An 18,507-nucleotide genomic window follows, 5' to 3' on the forward strand; every position below is an offset into this window, starting at 1 on the left:
AGAGGCGGAGGCGCAGGGGATGTTCATGGCGAGCCCCAAGTGAAGCTCGCTCACAGTTTCCCCGCTTACCTTCGATCCTATGCCTGAACCACGTACCCCCGCGAAGACGGTCGCGCAGAGCGTCCTCGGCTTCGTCGGCTTGAGCGTCGCCGCCGGTGTGCTCGCCACCGCCGCGGTCACCCCTGCCATCGCGATGACCGGTCTCGCCACCTCCACGGGCATCTCCGTCTTCGACGGCCTCCCCGACTACCTCCAGCTCGACTCGCTCGCCCAGAAGTCGAGCATCTACGCCAAGGACTCCGCCGGCAACCCGGTGCTCCTCGCCTCCTTCTACGACCAGAACCGGATCGAGGACAGCTGGGACCAGATCTCCCAGTTCGCGAAGGACGCCGCGGTCTCGGCCGAGGACCCCCGCTTCTTCGAGCACGGTGGCATCGACCTCGCGGGCACCGTCCGCGCGGTCGTCAACAACGCCGCCGGTGGATCGACGCAGGGTGGTTCGTCGATCACCCAGCAGTACGTGAAGAACGTCCTGGTACAGAAGGCCGAGGCGATCCCAGACAAGAAGGAGAGCGACGCGGCCTACGAGGAGGCGACCGCGACGACCCCGGAGCGCAAGCTCAAGGAGATGCGACTCGCGATCGGCCTCGAGAAGACGTACGGCAAGGAGGACATCCTCCGCGGGTACCTCAACATCTCCGGTTTCGGCGGACGCGTCTACGGGATCGAGGCGGCGTCCAACTACTACTTCAACACCACGGCCGCGAACCTCACGCTGGAGCAGGCGGCGACGCTGCTCGCGATCGTCAACAACCCCGAGAACCTCAGGATCGACAAGCCCGACAGCGCTGACAACGGCGCGGCGAACGGCTACGCCCTGACGAAGACGCGACGGGACTACGTCCTCGACCAGATGCTCAAGGAGCAGAAGATCTCGCAGGAGCAGCATGATGCGGCGGTGGCGATCCCGATCACCCCGACGATCGTGCCTCCCGTCACCGGCTGTTCCGCGGCCGGGTCGTCCGCCTACTTCTGCGACTACGTGACCCAGGTGCTGCAGAACAACGAGATCTTCGGCGCCACACAGGACGAACGGTGGACGAACTTCAAGCGCGGCGGGTACAGCGTCTTCACGACCCTCGACCTCGACCTGCAGAACGCATCGCAGGCGGCCATCGACGAGTACGTCCCGAAGACGACCACGGAACTCGACCTCGGCGCCGTCTCGGTGAGCGTGCAGCCCGGGAGCGGGCGGATCCTCGCCATGGCCCAGAACAAGGACTACTCGCAGGATCCCGATGTCCTCGCGACAGGCTCCAACTACAGCGCGATCAACTACAACACCGATCAGGCCTACGGTGGATCGGCGGGCTTCCAGCCCGGGTCGACGTACAAGATCTTCACCCTGACGGACTGGCTGAAGTCAGGCAAGGGCGTCAATGAGTCGATCAACGCGAACCGCAGATCCGACTGGGGCACCTTCACCAACAGTTGCGTCCCAGGTGGGACGGAGCAGGCGGAGGCCGGGTGGAGTCCGCGGAACGACGAGGGCGAGTCGGGGTCGTACACCGTGAGACGCGCCACGCAGCAGTCGATCAACACCGCGTTCATCGCGATGGCGCAGGAGCTCGACCTCTGCGACATCAGCAAGACCGCCGAGTCGATGGGCGTGCACCGTGCCGACGGCGCGCCACTGAACAACTCCCCCGCCACCGTGCTCGGCACCAACGAGGTCGCCCCGTTGAGCATGGCAACCGCCTTCGCGACGCTCGCCGCCGGCGGCAAGACGTGCGACCCGATCGCGATCGACTCGATCACGAAGCCCGACGGGTCGAGTGCCGAGGTCCCCTCCGCGAACTGCCGTCAGTCGGTCGATGCGAAGGTGGCGGCCGCGGCCGACGACGTCCTCCAGGGCGTCGTGTCGAGTGGTACCGCGTCCGCCTCGGGCGCCCGCACCGACGGCGTCGGTGAGTTGATCGGCAAGACCGGCACCACCGACAACGCCGAGGCGACCTGGATGAGCGGTGCGAGCACGACCGTCGCGACGGTCGTCGGCACCTTCAACGTCAGCGGACACGTCAACCTCCGCGACACCTACATCGACGGCACCCAGGTCGCGTCCATGCGGCACTACATCTGGCCGGAGGTCATGTCGGCCGCGCTCGCCAAGTACCCGGGTGGCGACTTCCCCGCGGCCGATCGCGCCACGCTGCAGGGCGACGGTTCCGGCAGCAGCGGCGAGGACTCGACCCCCGCTCCGACGCCGACCAGCGACCCGACGCAGGCACCGAGCGAGGCGCCGACACCAGCGCCGGGCGACGGCGGGGACACCGACGGTACTGGCGAGAACGGCGGCCCAGCAGCCCCGGGGAACGGTAATGGGAATGGCGGCGGTGGCGGGAACGGCAACGGGAACGGCTCACCCGGGTGATCGAATGCGGCTGCCGGTCTGACGCCGACCGGCAGCCACCCCGCGCCGTCCGGCGGCAACGATCGGGTTTCAACGCGGCGCTGAGCGGGCCTTTTTCAGGATTGTCGCTTAGCATCGATCCATGCCTCAACAACATCGCACGGCCACCGGTGTGCTCGGCGGCTTCCTCGGCTTTCTCGGCCTGAGCGTCGCAGCGGGTGTCCTCGTCACCGCCACGGTCACCCCGGCCCTCGCCGTCACGGGGATGGCGACCAACAGCACGATCAACGTGTTCGACGGTCTGCCCGACTACCTGGCGCTCGACGAGCTGGCGCAGAAGTCCAGCATCTACGCGACCGACAGCGCCGGCAACCCGCAGCTGCTCGCGTCCTTCTACCAGCAGAACCGCATCGAGGTCGGCTGGGACCAGATCAACCAGTTCGTCAAGGACGCGGCGGTCTCGGCTGAGGACCCGCGCTTCTACGAGCACGGCGGTGTCGACCTCACGGGTACGATCCGAGCCGTCGCGATCAGCGCGACGGGCCGCGACCTGCAGGGTGGTTCGTCCATCACGCAGCAGTACGTGAAGAACGTGCTCGTCCAGAAGGCCGAGGCCATCACCGACGAGGCCAAGATGAAGGCCGCGTACGAAGAGGCGACGAAGGCGACCCCTGAGCGCAAGCTCAAGGAGATGCGCATGGCCATCGGCCTCGAAAAGCGCTACGGCAAGCAGGACATCCTGCGCGGCTACCTCAACATCGCCGGCTTCGGCGGCCGCACCTACGGCATCGAGGCTGCGGCCAACTACTACTTCGCAACCTCCGCCGCCAATCTCAACCTCGAGCAGGCCGCGGCGCTCATGGCGATCGTCAACAACCCGGAGACCCTGCGTCTCGACCGTCCCGAGAGTGAGACCAACGGCGCAGCGAACGGGTACGCACTCACCCTCGACCGGCGGAACTACGTCCTCGATCAGATGATCAAAGAGGGCAAGATCACGCAGGAGCAGTACGACGTCGCCATCGCGACGGCCATCACGCCCACCATCAACCCGGCGAGCACGGGTTGTCAGACGGCCGTCAACGTCGTCGCGGGCGCCGGGTTCTTCTGCGACTACGTCACCCGCGTGTTCCAGAACAACCCGATCTTCGGCGCGACCGAAGACGAGCGCTGGGCCGCGTTCAACCGTGGCGGTTACAGCGTGTTCACGACGCTCGACATCGAGGTCCAGAGCGCTGCACAGGCGGCGATCGACGAGCTCATCCCGCGGGTGAGCGACCAGCTCGACATCGGCGCGGTCGCCGTGACGGTCGCGCCCGGCTCGGGTCGCATCCTCGCGATGGCGCAGAACAAGGACTATTCCAACGACCCCGACGTCCTGGCGACCGGAGCGAACTACTCCGCGGTCAACTACAACACCGACGTCGATTACGGCGGTTCCACCGGCTTCCAACCCGGATCGACGTACAAGACCTTCACCCTCGCCGAGTGGCTCAAGGAAGGCCACGGGCTGAACGAAGGCGTCGACGGCCGGAAGCGCTCGCCTTGGGGAACCTTCAAGGACTCCTGTGCCGACGGTGGCACCGTGTACGCCGGTTCCGACTGGAACCCCGGCAACGACGAGGGCGGCAACGGTGGCCAGTACACCGCACTGCAATCGACGAAGCAATCCATCAACACCGGGTTCATCGCGATGGCGAAGCAGCTCGACCTCTGCGGCATCCGCAAGACCGCAGAGTCCATGGGAGTGCACCGCGCCGATGGCGGTCCCCTCCTGCAGTCTCCTGCGACGGTCCTCGGTACGAACGAGGTCGCCCCGCTCAGCATGGCGACGGCCTTCGCGACCTTCGCCTCGGGCGGCACCACGTGCGACCCGATCGCGATCGACCGGGTCGTGAAGCCCGACGGCACCGACATCCCCGTTCCCTCGGCGAACTGCCGGGTCGGACTCGAGGCCAATGTCGCCGCCACGGCGAACGTCGCACTTCAGGCGACGTTCAACGGCGGTACGACGAGCTCGTCCCGCATCGGCGACGGCATCCCGCTCATCGGCAAGACGGGTACCACCGACAACAACGAGGCCACCTGGATGAGCGGCGCGAGCACGAAGGCGGCGACCGTCGTCGGCGTGTTCAACGCGACCGGCCACGTCAACCTCCGCCGCACCTACTTCGACGCCGGTCAAGCCGCGACGATCCGACACAAGATCTGGCCGCGGGTGATGGAAGTCGCCAACGCCAAGTTCGGTGGCGAAGCGTTCGGCGACCCCGACCCGTCGCTCATCAACGGTCAGTCGATCCAGGTGCCCGATGTGGCAGGGAAGACGATCGAGGAAGCGCAGAAACTCCTCGAGGACGCGGGCTTCGGCTTCGCGAACGGTGGCGCGGCCGACTCGGTGCTGCCCGCGGGGCAGGCGGCGAGCACCAACCCGGCCGGCACTGTCCCGAAGGGTTCGATCATCACCGTCTACACGAGCAATGGGCTGCTTGCTGCCGTGCCTGACGTGAGTGCTGCTGCGAGCTATGAGGACGCGCGGGCGGCGATACAAGGCGCCGGGTTCGCGAACGTCGGACAGAAGTGTGTGGTCGACCCTGCGGCGGCGACGCCGAAGGTCACCGGGGTCGATCCCCCGGCAGGGACGGCGGCTCGCAAGGACGGCAAGGTGACGGTGACGGTCTCCAAGACCAGCTGTTAGCGTCCTGACGCCAGCACGGAGGGCCCGATCGGATTCGATCGGGCCCGCCGTCGTCTTCGCGGGGCCCGCTCCGGGCGTCTTCGGAGGGGCCAGCGGGTACGCTCGTGGGACGGTCGGCACCACTCGACGACCGAGGAGGAGACGATCGATGGCGGCACCCATGAGCACCGGCGGCAGACTCGGAACGGCAGCGGCCGTCGTGGCAGGCCTCGGAGCCCTCACCTTCGGGTACGCGTCGGTCGTCGAGCGCAACGCCTTCACGCTCCGCAGGGTGACCGCTCCGGTCCTCCCGCCCGACGCCGAGCCGATCACCGTGCTGCACCTCTCCGACCTCCACATGGCGCCCTGGCAGCGCCGGAAGCAGGCCTGGCTGCGGTCGCTGGCCGATCTCCGGCCGGACGTCGTGATCAACACGGGCGACAACCTGGGGCATGAGCAGGGCATCGACGGGATCCGGGCTGCGCTCTCGGTCTTCGCCGGGGTTCCGGGGGCGTTCGTGCACGGTTCGAACGACTACTACGGCCCGACCGCGAAGAACCCGTTCAAGTACTTCACGCAGACCTCCTCGAAGCACGTCTCCCCGACGACGCTCGACACGGGCGCGCTCGAGCGGTTCTTCATGGACGAACTCGGCTGGATCGACCTCAACAACGCGGTCGGTGAGATCTCGGTGGGCAGGACCCGCCTCGACCTGTTCGGCGTCGACGACCCACACAAGCACTTCGACCGCCTGGACACCTTGACGGCGCTCATCGACGAACGGCTGGACGCTGAGACGCTGGAGACCGACGACCCGTCGCTGGCGCACACGGTGACGGTGGGCGTGATGCACGCTCCGTATCGTCGGGTGCTCGACGCGTTCGTGACGCAGGGTGCGCAGTTCATCTTCGCGGGGCACACCCATGGCGGTCAGGTCTGCGTGCCGGGCTACGGTGCGCTCGTGACGAACTGCGACATCCCTCGCAAACAGGTGAAGGGGCTCAGCGTCTGGCGCCACGCCCTCCGCTCGGCGTATCTGAACGTGTCGGCGGGTGTCGGCACGTCCATCTACGCGCCCGTGCGCTTCGCCTGTCGGCCGGAAGCGTCGCTCGTGACGCTCCTCCCCCGTCGCACGGTGGTCTGACCGGGCCTGACTGCCCTTCGACAGGCTCAGGGACCGGGACCTTCCGGCCCGAACACCCTCCGCCGGTCGCTGAGTGCCATCCGCCGGTCACTGAGCACCCTCCGCCGGTCACTGAGCTTGTCGAAGTGCGCCCTTCGACAGGCTCAGGGACCAGGACCCTCTGGACCGAGCACCCTCCGCCGGTACCGAGCACCGTCCGCTGGTCCCGAGCGCCCTCCGCCGGTCACTGAGCCTGTCGAAGTGCTGCCCTTCGACAGGCTCAGGGACCGGGAATCTCCGGGCTTTGCTGTCGGGGTAGCGGGATGTGCAACCCGCCAGCCCAGCGGACCGCCAGCCCTGGGAAACAGAGAAGCCCGGCGGATACTTGCGTATCTGCCGGGCTTGTACTGTCGGGGTAGCGGGATTTGAACCCACGACCTCTTCGTCCCGAACGAAGCGCGCTACCAAACTGCGCCACACCCCGATGGCCCGAAGGCCTTGTCTAGGATAGCCGATTTTTCAGCGGCTGTTCGCCACTTCCTGGAATCGGTGGATCCCGGACCGGATCAGCCGGGCGCCGCCATCGCCGCCCGGCCGATCCGTGCTCTCACGCCTGCTGGCGGCGACGCACGACCACGGTACCGAGCGCGGCGGCACCGACGGCGAGGAGCCCGCCGGCCACCCACGGGAGGGCGGTTCCGGCGAATCCGGTGTCGGCGAGGGCATTGCCCCCGGCAGACGGGTCGGAGGCCGATGCGGCGGCCGCAGCGGCGTCCGCCGGGTCCAGGACGGTGAAGTCGGACGAGTCGGTGACGGCACCCTGGGTCGCGGTCAGCGTGTAGGTGCCGGCGGGGTCTGCAGCCGTGTCGATGGAGACCTGGATGTCGCCGGCCGCGTCGGCGACGGTCGACAGCGTGCGCGCGGAGACACCGGCTGCGGAGGAGTCGATGGTGATCGACACCGTCTGGTTCGCGACCCAGAAGTCCGAGCACGAGTACGAGACGGCCGCGCCGCGCGCGACGCTCGCCGGCGTGATCGAGTTGCAGCTGCCAGGACCGTAGCTGTCGCCCTCGAGCGCGTTGGCTGCGGTGGGCAGCGCGACGACGGCGAGGAGGACGAGTGCGGCGGCGGAGAGAGTTCGTTTCATGTGCGGGCCCCTAGGTGTGCGGATGGCGCATGCGCTGCGTGATGCGACATGCGGACAGGGCCTGGAGCCGAGCGCTGATCACTCGTGGCCTCCATGGCCGTCATCATGCTAGGGCAGCCGCCATCTCGCCAGGGCTGGAAAACCGCGGAATTCCGCGGATGTGACCACCTTTGGGGGTACGACCTGTCCGCTTGACGCCAAGCCGGGCGAGGACCGTGCCACGCCGAAGCCCAGGAGGGTGAGATGCCCTCCGATCAGGCCGTGGTCCGAGCGGACGACCGCTCGGACCACGGATCCCGACTGACGGATCAGGCCGTCTTGCGGCGACGGATCGCCATCGCGCCGACGACGCCGGCACCGACGACGAGGAGACCTCCACCGATCCACGGCAGGGCTCCACCGTCGAAGCCGGTCGAGGCGAACTCGCGCTCCGAGACCTGGAACGAGGCGCTCTCGGTGGTCGCGCCCTGGGTCGCCGTGACCATGCAGGTGCCGGAGGCGGTCTTGCTGGTCTCGATCGTCACCGCGAACGCACGGGCGGCGTCGGCGCTGAACGTGCCGGACGTCGGCACGGCGCTCTGCTCGGCGGCCTGCTCGGTCGCGCCGGCGGTGTTCGGCTTCGCAGCGGGAATGCTGCAGCCGGGCCCGGCGACGGTGACCGTCACCGGAGTGCCGGGGTCGAACGTGCCGTCGCAGCGGAAGACGGTCGACTCCCCCTGGGTCACCGACACCGGTGTGAGGGTCGCACAGCCGGCAGGGCCGTAGGTGGACGAGTCGGTCGCTGCACTCGCGGCGGTCGGGGCCGCGAAGACTGCCAGGAGGCAGAGCGATGCTAGGGCAAGGGTGCGCTTCATGTTGATATCCCCAAGGAACGTCGAATACCCCCTGCGTCCGCCGATTTCGGGTGGGCGTCCGCGCGAGGTTCCCCAGGGTCACGAATTCGGGTGCGTGGCTTCCTGAGGTGTTGTCATGCTATGTCAGGAGCCGCACCGAGGGAAGGCTGAAATGGTCGTTTTGCCCGTGATTCCGGGGGTTGTGACCAGGTTTGGGGGTACGTCGGAGGCCTTCGGGGCGAGCACCGTGAAGACGAGTTCCGTTGTCGCCCCCGGAGTGAGGGTCACGTCGGTCTGGGCGTAGAGACGACCGTTCGGGTCGGTCACGGCCTTGACCGGCAGGTCCTCGCCGTCGCTCGCTCCGAGCAGGGTCGCGCCGAGCGGACCGTGGATCACGACGCGCGTCGCGATGTCTCCTGCGGGGGTGCCGAAACGCCCGCCCGCGGTCACGTAGTCCGGCAGGGAGGTCGCAGCGTCCGCCGGCGCGGTGGACGTCAGGGTGACGGCGACGACGTATTCCGCACCCTGCTTCGTGCACCGGGCGTCGCGGATGTCGACCTTCGTCTCCAGGTAGTAGTCCATCTTGGCGCGGGTGAGGTCCTCGAGGTAGACCCCGGTGTACACGGCCGCGTCGTCGGTCGCCGGTGGGATCCCGGCGAGGCTCGTCTGGGCGATCAACGCCTGTTCGGCGGGGACCGCACTCCACACGTGGAGACGGTTCTCCGCGCCGGACTCGGACAGGGCCTGGACGAGCGCACCGGGGTCGGGCGAGCGGGAGATCATGCCCTCGAACACCGCGCCCGAGACCGCGGCGAAGAACGCGTCCTGTACGAGCCGGTCCGGGAACCGGGCGTAGACGTCGCTCAACAGCGTCTTCGCCGCATTGTCGGCGGTGAGCTCGGTGCCGTCCGGGAGGGCGACGGGTCCGGTCGCCTCCAGCAGGTGTGCGAGGACGTAGGGGTCGACGGCGACCACGGTGTCGATGGGCACGCCGAACACCTGGGTCCCCATGGCTGCGGCAAGCTCCCCGGTGCGACTGAAGTCGACCGTGAGGTTGGTGTCCTGGATGTATCGGCCGAGGTTGTCGGTGTAGACGTTCTGCTCGAACGGGGTGAGCGGCAGCACGGGGGCGGGGAATCCGGAGAAGTCGTCGCTCCCCCGGGTGCCGACGAAGGAGATGACGCCGTTCTCCGCGTGGATGAGGGCCACAGCCCCGGCGATGCCGCCACTCGAGCGCAGCTCCGCGTTGTTCTGGATCATCACCATGATGTTCCGGGGCCCGGCCCCGCCCGCCATGTCCGGCAGGAGCGCCGTGGCCCGCGCCGCGGTGTCGAGCATCGTGGACGCACCGGTGATCGTGCGGGTGAGCTTCTCGACGGCGTCGGCGACCACCGGCAGCGCACCGTCCGTGCCGATCGTGTCAACGCGCCCGGCGATGGTGTCAGCCGCTGCGGCCGCGTCGGCCACAGTCGGCGCGACGGCACGGAGCGGTTCCGTCGCGATCGAGCCGTCCCCGGGGAGCAGGGAGGACAGGTTGACCTGATCGGCGATCTCGACGACCCTCGGCACGACGTCGACCGCGACGTCGTCGGTGGCCGCGGCTGCCTGTCGCACAGCGGAGAAGTTCACGCCGAGGAACGGGACCGCCTCGGCCGCCCGCCAGATGGGATCACTCGTCAGCGACACCGCCTCGCCGGTGTGCGTCGTGAGGGCACGCTGCGTGGCCGCGGTGCCGCTCGCGTCACCCTTGAGCACGGCCGACTGGAGCGACTTCGCCTCCGACTGGGCGGCTTCGAGCGCGTTCTTCGCCAAGGACGCCCGGACGCCGAGCCATGCTCCGAGCGCGAGGACAACGAGGAGGACGGCGAGTGCGATCCACCACAGACGCGAACGCCGACGGCCGGGCAGGCGGATGCCGGCCGTCGCCGGGCGTGGGTCAGCCAAGAGTGCTCCTTGTTCGGGTAGGCACAGCCTAACCGTCGGATGACGGCCTCCGAGGGTCGCTGCACGCCCCCTTTCAGGGGTGGACGACGCACGCCACAGCAGGGCTCACGGCCGCTCATGGCCTACGATTGCGGGATGCCGTCAGCACGCCCGTCGACCGATCTGGAGCCGCACCGCAGATGACCCGCACGCCGCGCATCGTGATCGGGATCCTGCTGCTGCTCTGCCTGTGCGTCATGCTCGGCATCGCGTTCTGGCCGACACCCGTCGACGCCGACGGCCGGACGACGCTGCTGGCGATCCTCGATCGCTTGCAGGCCGCGGGTGCCCCGACCTGGTTCGACTACCGCTTCGTCGAATCGGCCGCGAACGTCGTGCTGTTCATCCCGCTCGGCGCCCTGCTCGCTCTGGAGCTGCCGTTGCGGCTCTGGTGGATCGCACCACTGACGACGACCCTGTTCTCGGTCGCGATCGAGCTCGGACAGACCCTACTGCCCGAGCGCGTCGCGACGATCGCCGACGTCTACGCCAATGCGGCCGGAGGGCTGCTCGGCGCGACGATCGTGCTCGTCGTCCGGCTACTCGTCACCGGTCACGGACGACCGAGACCGACGTAACGCCACCCGGCGCCCCGCCAGGTGTCCACGTCGAGGCAGTTGCGTCCGTCCACGATCGTCTTGCCCGCGGTCAGCTCGGCGACGGCCGAGGGGTCCAGAGCGCGGAACGCCTTCCACTCGGTCACGACGACGACGATGTCCGCGTCCGTCACGGCCTGCTCGGCCGAGTCTGCGAACGTCAGCTGCGGGTGGAGTCGACGCGCGTTGGGGACCGCTTCCGGATCGAAGGCGAGCACCTCCGCACCCAGGCCGTTGAGGCCGACGGCGACGTCGAGGGCCGGCGAGTCGCGGACGTCGTCGCTGTCGGGCTTGAAGGCGAGCCCGAGCACCGCGACCCGCTTCCGGTAGGCGCTCCCGCCGAGCTCCTCGACGACGAGGTCGATGACGCGCTGACGGCGACGCAGGTTGATCGCGTCGACCTCCTTGAGGAACGCCACCGACTCGCCACGACCGAGCTCCTCGGCTCGAGCGGTGAAAGCCCGGATGTCCTTCGGCAGGCATCCGCCGCCGAACCCGACACCGGCGTTGAGGAAGCGGCGGCCGATCCGGGCGTCGTAGCCGATCGCGTCGGCGAGCTCCGTGACGTCGGCGTCCGTGACCTCGGCGATCTCCGCCATCGCGTTGATGAAGGAGATCTTCGTGGCGAGGAACGCGTTCGCCGCGACCTTCACGAGCTCCGCGGTCGAGTAGCCGGTGGCGACGAGCGGCGTGCCGGTCGAGAGCGCCTGGGCGTAGACCTCGTCGAAGGCGGCTCGCGCGACGGCGGCGTCCTCGGGAGCCGGCGGCAGCCCGTACACGAGTCGGTCGGGCGCGATGGTGTCCTGCACGGCGAAGCCTTCCCGCAGGAACTCCGGGTTCCAGGCGAGCACGGCGCCGGTGGGGGCGACGAGTTCCGCAAGGCGCGCAGCGGTGCCGACGGGGACGGTCGACTTCCCGACGACGACGTCACCAGCCGACAGGTACGGCAGGAGGGCCGTCACCGCAGCGTCCACGTAGCGCAGGTCGGCCGCGTTGGAGCCGGCCTTCTGCGGCGTACCGACTGCGACGAAGTGCATGGTCGCCCCGGCCGCGTCGGCCATGTCCGTGCTGAAGCGCAGGCGGCCCGACTCGACACCGGCCAGCAGCAGCTCCGGCAGGCCGGGCTCGAAGATCGGCGAGCGTCCGGCGGCGAGCGCCTCGATCTTGGCCGGATCGACGTCGATGCCGACGACCTCGTGCCCGATCGATGCCATGGCGGCCGCGTGCACGGCCCCCAGGTAGCCGCAGCCGATGACGGAGAGCTTCATGCGTGTGATCCTTCGCTGATGGGAGGTGCGGTTGGCGTGCTGGACAGGCGACCGCCGGACTCCTGCAGGTAGCAGACGCCGCAGAGCGATTCATAGGTGACGGTGGTGCCGTCGATGGCGACCTGGTCGCCGTCGAACACGAAGGTGTCGCCGAACCGACGGCCGTTGAAGATCGCCTTCCGACCGCACCGACAGATCGTCTTGAGCTCCTCGAGGCTGTGGGCCACCTCGAGGAGGCGGCGGCTCCCGGGGAACGCGACGGTCTGGAAGTCGGTCCGGATGCCGTAGGCGAGCACCGGGATGCCCTCGAGCAGCGCGATGCGGAGGAGGTCGTCGACCTGTTCCCCGTGGAGGAACTGGGCTTCGTCGACGAGGAGGCAGCTGACGTCCTCGCCGGTCTCCTGCACGACGCGGCGACGGTGCTCAGCGAACACCCGGACGGCGTCGTCGTCAGGACCGAGCAGGAAGTCGGCGTCGCGGGTCACACCGAGGCGACTGACGATGGCGGCGTCGCCCTTCGTGTCGAGGGACGGCTTGGCGAGGAGGACGCGGTGGCCGCGCTCCTCGTAGTTGAACGCCGCCTGGAGCAAGGCGGTGCTCTTGCCGGAGTTCATCGCCCCGTATCGGAAGTACAGTTTCGCCACCAGGCAAGCTTAGGGTTCCCAGGCTGCACCTGTCGCATCCGACGAGGGGCCGGGCGAGCACCCGTGCGGCGGCTACAGCGAGATGTCGAGGGCCTCGGCGGTGCTCTCGAGGACCTTCGCGGCCGTCTCGGGGACGTCGTTCAGCGTCGAGCCGTAGGTCGGGATCATCTCGCGGAGCCTCGGTTCCCACGCGGCCATCCGGTCGGGGAAGCACTTGCGCAGGACGTCGAGCATGATCGGCACGGCCGTCGACGCGCCGGGGGAAGCGCCCAGCAGTCCCGCGATCGTGCCGTCCGCACCCGTGATGACCTCGGTGCCGAACTGCAGGACCCCGCCCTTTGCCTTGTCCTTCTTCATCACTTGGGCGCGCTGCCCGGCCTCGATGAGGTACCAGTCCTCGTCCTTCGCCGTCGGCAGGAACTCGCGGAGGCTGTCCATCTTCTGCTTGCGGGACTGCAGGAGCTGCCCGACGAGGTATGTGATGAGGCTCGGGTTGTCCTTCGCGACCGCCAGCATCGGGAGGAGGTTGTGCGGGCGCACCTGGGTGACGAGGTCGAGCATCGATCCGCGCTTGAGGAACTTCGGGCTGAACGTCGCGTACGGGCCGAAGAGGAGGCTCGCCTGGCCGTCGACGACGCGGGTGTCGAGGTGCGGGACCGACATCGGCGGGGCACCGACCGAGGCCTGGCTGTAGACCTTGGCCTGGTGCTTCGAGACCACCGCGGGGTTGTCGGTGCGGAGGAACTGCCCGCCGATGGGGAACACGCCGTAGCCCTTGATCTCGGGGATCCCGGACTTCTGCAACAGCTTGAGCGCCCATCCGCCGGCACCGACGAAGACGAAGCGGGCGTTGATCTCCATCGGTGAGCGACCGAGGGTCTGGCGGCCACGGATGCGCCACGTGCCGTCCTTCAGCCGCTTGAGCGATCGGACCTCGTGGTTGGTGCGGACGTGGGTGTTCGGCGCTGCGCCGAAGAGCTTGTGCGTGAGCGAACCGAAGTCGACGTCGGTGCCAGCGGTGATCCGGGTGGCCGCGATGCGTTCGCCGACGGCACGACGGTTGATGAGGAGTGGAGCCCACTCGGCGATGACGGCCGGGTCCTCCGAGAACTCGATGCCGGCGAAGAGCGGCTGGTCCTTCAGCGCCTCGTAGCGCTTCCTCAGGTATTCGACGTCCTTCTCGCCGCGCACGAACGTCATGTGCGGGGTCGGGTTGATGAAGGTGTCGGGGGCGCCGAGCAGACCCTCCTCGACGAGGTGCGACCAGAACTGGCGGCTGAGCTGGAACTGCTCGTTGATGCCGATGGCCTTCGCCGGGTCGACGTGGCCGTGGGCGTCCTGCGGCATGTAGTTGAGCTCGCACAGTGCGGCGTGGCCCGTCCCGGCGTTGTTCCAGGGGTTGGAGCTCTCGAGTGCGACGTCGCTCAGGCGCTCGTACACCTCGACCTTCCAGTCAGGCTGCACCTGGTGGATGAGGGCGGCGAGCGTGGCGCTCATGATGCCACCACCAATGAGGGCTACGTCGATGGTTTCGGTCACCAGAGCAGTCTAGTCGCGGCGAGGCCCGAGCTCTCCACCCGCGTGCTGTCGCTGATCGCGTGCAGTGAGATCGCTCGATGTCGAGACACTTCGGCCCGACTGGGTGGACGTGGGCTCAGCGTCCGGGGAGCGCGGGTGTGAGGGCGTCGAGCTCCTCGAGCATGCGCTGCGCGAGGTGTGCATACCCGGCGTCGCTCGGGTGGAGGCCGTCGGCGGAGATCCACGTCGCCGGGTCCTCGTCCAGCCAGTGCGACGCCCCGGAGATGTAGTCGGCCCCGATGGTGTCGGCGGCGTCGTGCACCCATCCGATGATCTGTTCGACGGACGCCGGTCGCTCAGCGGTGTACCACCAGGGCTCCACCACGATGATGCGGGTGCCCGGCAGCCCGTCGCGCAACCGCTGGAACTCCGGCAGGATCGCCTCCTGGATCGCCTGCTCGTTGCCGGTCCACTCGAAGTTGTCGTTGATGCCGAGCGCGACGATGAGGACCTCGGGGTGCTGCGCGATGACGTCGGCCGTGACATCGCCGACCTTGTCGCGCTTGCGGACGAAGCCGAGACCCGGGTAGCCGGCGTTGTACTCCGTCCAGCCCTCGGCCTTCGCGACGAGCGAGGACCAGCGGGCGGCCGGCGACGATGCGGCCGAACCCTTCGTGTACGAGTCGCCGTAGAACGCGACGAGTGGTCCGACCGCGACCTCGGAGCCGGCCGTGTCGGCGCGGGCGACCGTCGTCTGCTGGACGTCGGCACGCAGGCCACTCACGGTGATCACCGCGGTGACGGCGATGGCCGCCGCGATGAACGCGGCCAACCACCGTCGGCGCAGGCGTGGTCGCTGGCGGGCCATGTCGTCGTCCCCGATCGGGTGGAGGGAGGGCCGGTCAGACCGCTGCGGGCTGTGCGAGCAGCTCGGCGGCGACGATCTCGGCGATCTGCACCGCGTTGAGGGCGGCACCCTTGCGGAGGTTGTCGTTCGAGATGAACAGCGCGAGGCCCTTGCCGGCCGGGGCGCTCTGATCCGGACGGATGCGCCCGACGAACGACGGGTCTGCACCGGCGGCCTCGAGCGGCGTCGGCACGTCCGACAACTGGACGCCCGGTGCGTCGCTGAGCAGCTCGATCGCGCGTTCCGGCGACAGGTCGCGCGAGAACTCGGCGTTGATGGAGAGCGAGTGGCCGGTGAAGACGGGCACGCGTACGCAGGTGCCCGACACGAGCAGCTCGGGGAGTTCGAGGATCTTCCGGCTCTCGTTGCGGAGCTTCTTCTCCTCGTCGGTCTCGCCCAGACCGTCGTCGACGATCGAGCCGGCGAGCGGGATGACGTCGAAGGCGATCGGGGCGACGTACTTCTCGGGAGCCGGGAAGTCGATCGCCGAACCGTCGTGGACGAGTCGGGTGAGGTCGCCCTGGGCGACCGCGGCCTCGATCTGGCCGGCGAGTTCAGCCGCACCGGCGAGCCCGGACCCGGAGACCGCCTGGTAGGTGTTGACGATGAGGCGCGTGAGCCCGGCCTCGGCGTCGAGGACCTTGAGGACCGGCATGGCCGCCATGGTCGTGCAGTTGGGGTTCGCGACGATGCCCTTGACCGCGTCCTTGATGGCGTGCGGGTTCACCTCGCTGACGACGAGCGGGACCTCGGGGTCCATCCGCCACGCGCTCGAGTTGTCGATGACGAGCGCACCCGCAGCGGCGAACCGCGGAGCCTGCGTGCGGGAGCCGGTCGCGCCGGCCGAGAACAGGGCGATGTCGATGCCGCTCGGGTCGGCCGTCTCGACGTCCTCGACCACGATGTCCTGGCCACGGAACGGGAGCGTCGTGCCCGCCGAGCGAGCCGTCGCGAAGAAGCGGATCTCGCTGATCGGGAACTCGCGTTCCTCCAGCAGGCGGCGCATGACCTTGCCGACCTGACCGGTCGCTCCGACGACACCGACACGTACACCGTTGCTCATGGGGATTCCTCTGGTTTCAGGGGGGTGGTTGTGAACCATCTTGCATCAGGATCGGCGGGGCTGCGCCCGTCGGTCCTTGGTCGGCTTGGTCCCGGAGCCTGTGGACGAGTCGGCTCAGCGGCCGGTGCCGCCGTGGACGACGGCTTCGTCCTCGCCGTCGAGACCGAACGCGGAGTGGACCACGTTGGCGGCCTTGTTGAGGGTGTCGGCACGCGTCACGACCGAGATGCGGATCTCGCTGGTCGAGATCATCTCGATGTTGATGCCCGCTGCGCTGAGCGCCTCGAAGAGCTTCGCCGAGACGCCGGTGTTCGTGCGCATGCCGGCCCCGACGAGGGCGAGCTTGCCGATCTGGTCGTCGTGCTGGATGGCCGAGAAGCCCACCCGCTCCTGCTCGGCTGCGAGCGCGCGGAGGACCTGCTGCGCCTCGGGCTTCGGCAGGGTGAACGAGATGTCGGTGACGCCGGAGACGGCGGTCGACACGTTCTGGACGATCATGTCGACGTTGCCGCCCGACTTCGCGACGATCGTGAAGATCTCCGCCGCCTTGCCCGGCAGGTCGGGGACACCGACGACGGTGATCTTCGCTTCGCTGAGGTCGGTCGCGACTCCGGCGACGATGGGCTGCTCCATGGGTGCCTCACCTGCTCCTGGGTTGTTGCGGCTCGCGTCGTTGAGGACGAGCGTGCCTTCGTTGTTGTTGAAGGACGACCGGACGTGGAGCGTCACGCCGTGGCGGCGTGCGTACTCGACGGCGCGGATGTAGAGGACCTTGGCGCCCGAGGCCGCGAGCTCCAGCATCTCCTCGCTGGAGATGCGGTCGATCTTCCTGGCTTTCGGGACGACGCGGGGGTCGGAGGTGAAGATGCCGTCGACGTCGGTGTAGATCTCGCAGACGTCGGCGTCGAGGGCGGCGGCGAGCGCGACGGCCGTGGTGTCGGAGCCGCCGCGACCGAGCGTGGTGATGTCGCGGGTGTCGCGGTTGAAGCCTTGGAAGCCGGCGACGATGACGATCGCGCCGTCGTCGAGGGCCTCGCGCAGGCGCACGGGGGTGACGTCGACGATGCGCGCGGCGCCGTGCTGGGCGTCGGTGATCATGCCGGCCTGGCTGCCGGTGAAGGATCGCGCGACGTAGCCCATGCTGCTGATCGCCATCGCGAGGAGCGCCATCGAGATGCGCTCGCCGCTGGACAGCAGCATGTCGAGTTCGCGGGGCGCCGGGATGGGCGTCACCTCGTGGGCGAGGTCGAGCAGTTCGTCGGTCGTGTCGCCCATCGCCGAGACGGCGACGACGACCTCGTTGCCCGCTTTGCGGGTCTCCACGATGCGCTTCGCCACGCGCTTGATGCTCTCGGCGTCCGCGACGGAGGACCCGCCGAACTTCTGCACGATCAATGCCATCGGATCTCCTGGGGAAGTCGGTGCGGGCACGAGCGGCCCAGCGATCATCCTACCCATCCGGGCATTCCGCGCCGTTCATGTGACGAAGGGCACCCTCACCCGCTCCGGGGCAGGAGATCCGCCCCGCAACAGGACGCTTCGGCCCGTTCGGTCCTGCTGTCGCGCCGATCTCCTGCGGTGGGGAGGCGGGTGGGCCTCGGTAGGGTTGGCCTATGCAGCAGGAAGACGCGCGGGTGCTCGCGACGGTGCGACGCCTCTGGCAGGGGCTCGCCTCGCCGACCGCGCGGTTCTCCGCCGGCCGCGTCGCCGTCGTCGTGAACGCCGGCTCGATGGCGTGCCCGCCCGGATGGATCGGCGTCGTCGAGATCGACGGGAGCGCCCTCGCGATCGTGCCCGACGAGGACACCGCCAGGCGACTCGCCATCGAGGACGAATCACCGAGGAGCGTCGGGACGGTCGAGTTCCTCCGTTCGCGCGTGCAGGTCGCCGAGGTCCTCGGGCCGGCAACGCTCGACTACCTCCTGCCGGGGCGGTTCCGACCGGCCGAGGAGATCGACGTGGTGGCGAGCAAGGCGAGCGACCCCGCCATCGAGTCGCTGCTGTCGAAGGTGGGCGACGACGAGGCCTCGGAGAGCGGGATCTTCGGCATCACCTCGCCGCTGTTCTCGGTGCGCGAGCACGGTCGGGTCCTCGCCGTCGCCGGCTACCGGTCGTGGCCGTTGGGCGTCGCGCACGTGACGGCGTTGACCGCCCCGGAGGCTCGCGGGACCGGTCTCGCGACCCGACTGGCCTCGACCGCGGTCGAGCATGCCCTCGCGGGCGGGCTCCTCCCCCAGTGGCGTGCCGCCGACACGAACCCCGGCTCTCGCGCCGTCGCCCGCAAGCTCGGCTTCTCCGCGATCGGCCGGCAGCTGTCGGCCCGCCCGGTGGTCGCCGAGTG

At 68.9% G+C, this 18,507-nt stretch carries 14 protein-coding genes and 1 tRNA gene; 5 read left to right on the top strand and 10 right to left on the bottom strand.

Going from position 1 to position 18,507, the window contains the following annotated elements; genetic code table 11:
- Nucleotides 1-79 precede the first annotated feature (79 nt).
- From IFT89_RS14775 to IFT89_RS14785, 3 genes are all read left to right on the top strand, one after another.
- Nucleotides 80-2,431, top strand: a complete 2,352-nt coding sequence (locus tag IFT89_RS14775) for a transglycosylase domain-containing protein (RefSeq protein ID WP_137243713.1) — start codon at nt 80-82, stop codon at nt 2,429-2,431.
- A gap of 121 nt (nt 2,432-2,552) precedes the next feature.
- The gene (locus tag IFT89_RS14780; protein WP_202939333.1) at nt 2,553-5,105 is read left to right on the top strand and encodes a transglycosylase domain-containing protein; all 2,553 of its coding nucleotides are present in this window, start codon (nt 2,553-2,555) and stop codon (nt 5,103-5,105) included.
- A gap of 148 nt (nt 5,106-5,253) precedes the next feature.
- Nucleotides 5,254-6,228, top strand: coding sequence for a metallophosphoesterase (locus tag IFT89_RS14785; protein WP_244650744.1), 975 nt, complete (start codon nt 5,254-5,256; stop codon nt 6,226-6,228).
- Nucleotides 6,229-6,617: 389 nt separating this feature from the next.
- Here the strand turns inward: IFT89_RS14785 and IFT89_RS14790 are convergent.
- The 4 genes from IFT89_RS14790 to IFT89_RS14805 all read right to left on the bottom strand — a co-directional run bounded on the left by IFT89_RS14790 (nt 6,618) and on the right by IFT89_RS14805 (nt 10,131).
- Nucleotides 6,618-6,691: transfer RNA gene (locus IFT89_RS14790), tRNA-Pro, on the bottom strand.
- A gap of 123 nt (nt 6,692-6,814) precedes the next feature.
- Nucleotides 6,815-7,354, bottom strand: coding sequence for a hypothetical protein (locus tag IFT89_RS14795; protein ID WP_202939334.1), 540 nt, complete (start codon nt 7,352-7,354; stop codon nt 6,815-6,817).
- 308 nt (nt 7,355-7,662) lie between these two features.
- The gene (locus tag IFT89_RS14800) at nt 7,663-8,208 is read right to left on the bottom strand and encodes a hypothetical protein (protein ID WP_064296099.1); all 546 of its coding nucleotides are present in this window, start codon (nt 8,206-8,208) and stop codon (nt 7,663-7,665) included.
- A gap of 123 nt (nt 8,209-8,331) precedes the next feature.
- Nucleotides 8,332-10,131, bottom strand: a complete 1,800-nt coding sequence (locus IFT89_RS14805; RefSeq protein ID WP_194645255.1) for a DUF4012 domain-containing protein — start codon at nt 10,129-10,131, stop codon at nt 8,332-8,334.
- A 179-nt stretch (nt 10,132-10,310) separates the two neighbouring features.
- Here IFT89_RS14805 and IFT89_RS14810 point away from each other — a divergent pair, with 179 nt between their 5' ends.
- Nucleotides 10,311-10,748, top strand: a complete 438-nt coding sequence (locus tag IFT89_RS14810; protein ID WP_137243718.1) for a VanZ family protein — start codon at nt 10,311-10,313, stop codon at nt 10,746-10,748.
- On the opposite strand, the gene IFT89_RS14815 is transcribed toward IFT89_RS14810, so the two are convergent.
- The 6 genes from IFT89_RS14815 to IFT89_RS14840 all read right to left on the bottom strand — a co-directional run bounded on the left by IFT89_RS14815 (nt 10,724) and on the right by IFT89_RS14840 (nt 17,567).
- Entirely contained in the window at nt 10,724-12,034 is a 1,311-nt protein-coding gene (locus tag IFT89_RS14815) for a UDP-glucose dehydrogenase family protein (RefSeq protein WP_202939335.1), read from the bottom strand. The genes IFT89_RS14810 and IFT89_RS14815 overlap by 25 nt on opposite strands.
- Nucleotides 12,031-12,678 (bottom strand): thymidine kinase, encoded by a 648-nt coding sequence (locus IFT89_RS14820; RefSeq protein ID WP_191941641.1) that lies wholly within the window; start codon nt 12,676-12,678, stop codon nt 12,031-12,033. The genes IFT89_RS14815 and IFT89_RS14820 overlap by 4 nt, the downstream gene beginning before the upstream one ends.
- Before the next feature lie 72 nt (nt 12,679-12,750).
- Complete coding sequence (locus IFT89_RS14825) at nt 12,751-14,217, bottom strand: malate:quinone oxidoreductase (protein ID WP_191941642.1); 1,467 nt, start codon at nt 14,215-14,217, stop codon at nt 12,751-12,753.
- Nucleotides 14,218-14,332: 115 nt separating this feature from the next.
- Nucleotides 14,333-15,064, bottom strand: a complete 732-nt coding sequence (locus IFT89_RS14830; protein ID WP_202939336.1) for an SGNH/GDSL hydrolase family protein — start codon at nt 15,062-15,064, stop codon at nt 14,333-14,335.
- A 34-nt stretch (nt 15,065-15,098) separates the two neighbouring features.
- Nucleotides 15,099-16,166 (bottom strand): aspartate-semialdehyde dehydrogenase, encoded by a 1,068-nt coding sequence (locus IFT89_RS14835; RefSeq protein ID WP_192005618.1) that lies wholly within the window; start codon nt 16,164-16,166, stop codon nt 15,099-15,101.
- 114 nt (nt 16,167-16,280) lie between these two features.
- Entirely contained in the window at nt 16,281-17,567 is a 1,287-nt protein-coding gene (locus IFT89_RS14840; protein ID WP_079706865.1) for an aspartate kinase, read from the bottom strand.
- Between the two features lie 212 nt (nt 17,568-17,779).
- Between IFT89_RS14840 and IFT89_RS14845 the strand changes: the two genes are divergently transcribed.
- Nucleotides 17,780-18,507: GNAT family N-acetyltransferase (locus IFT89_RS14845; protein WP_202939337.1), on the top strand; the 728-nt coding region annotated here is incomplete at its 3' end.

Origin of the sequence: Plantibacter sp. CFBP 13570 (assembly GCF_014841395.1) — a bacterium.
GTDB classification, from domain to species: domain Bacteria; phylum Actinomycetota; class Actinomycetes; order Actinomycetales; family Microbacteriaceae; genus Plantibacter; species Plantibacter auratus.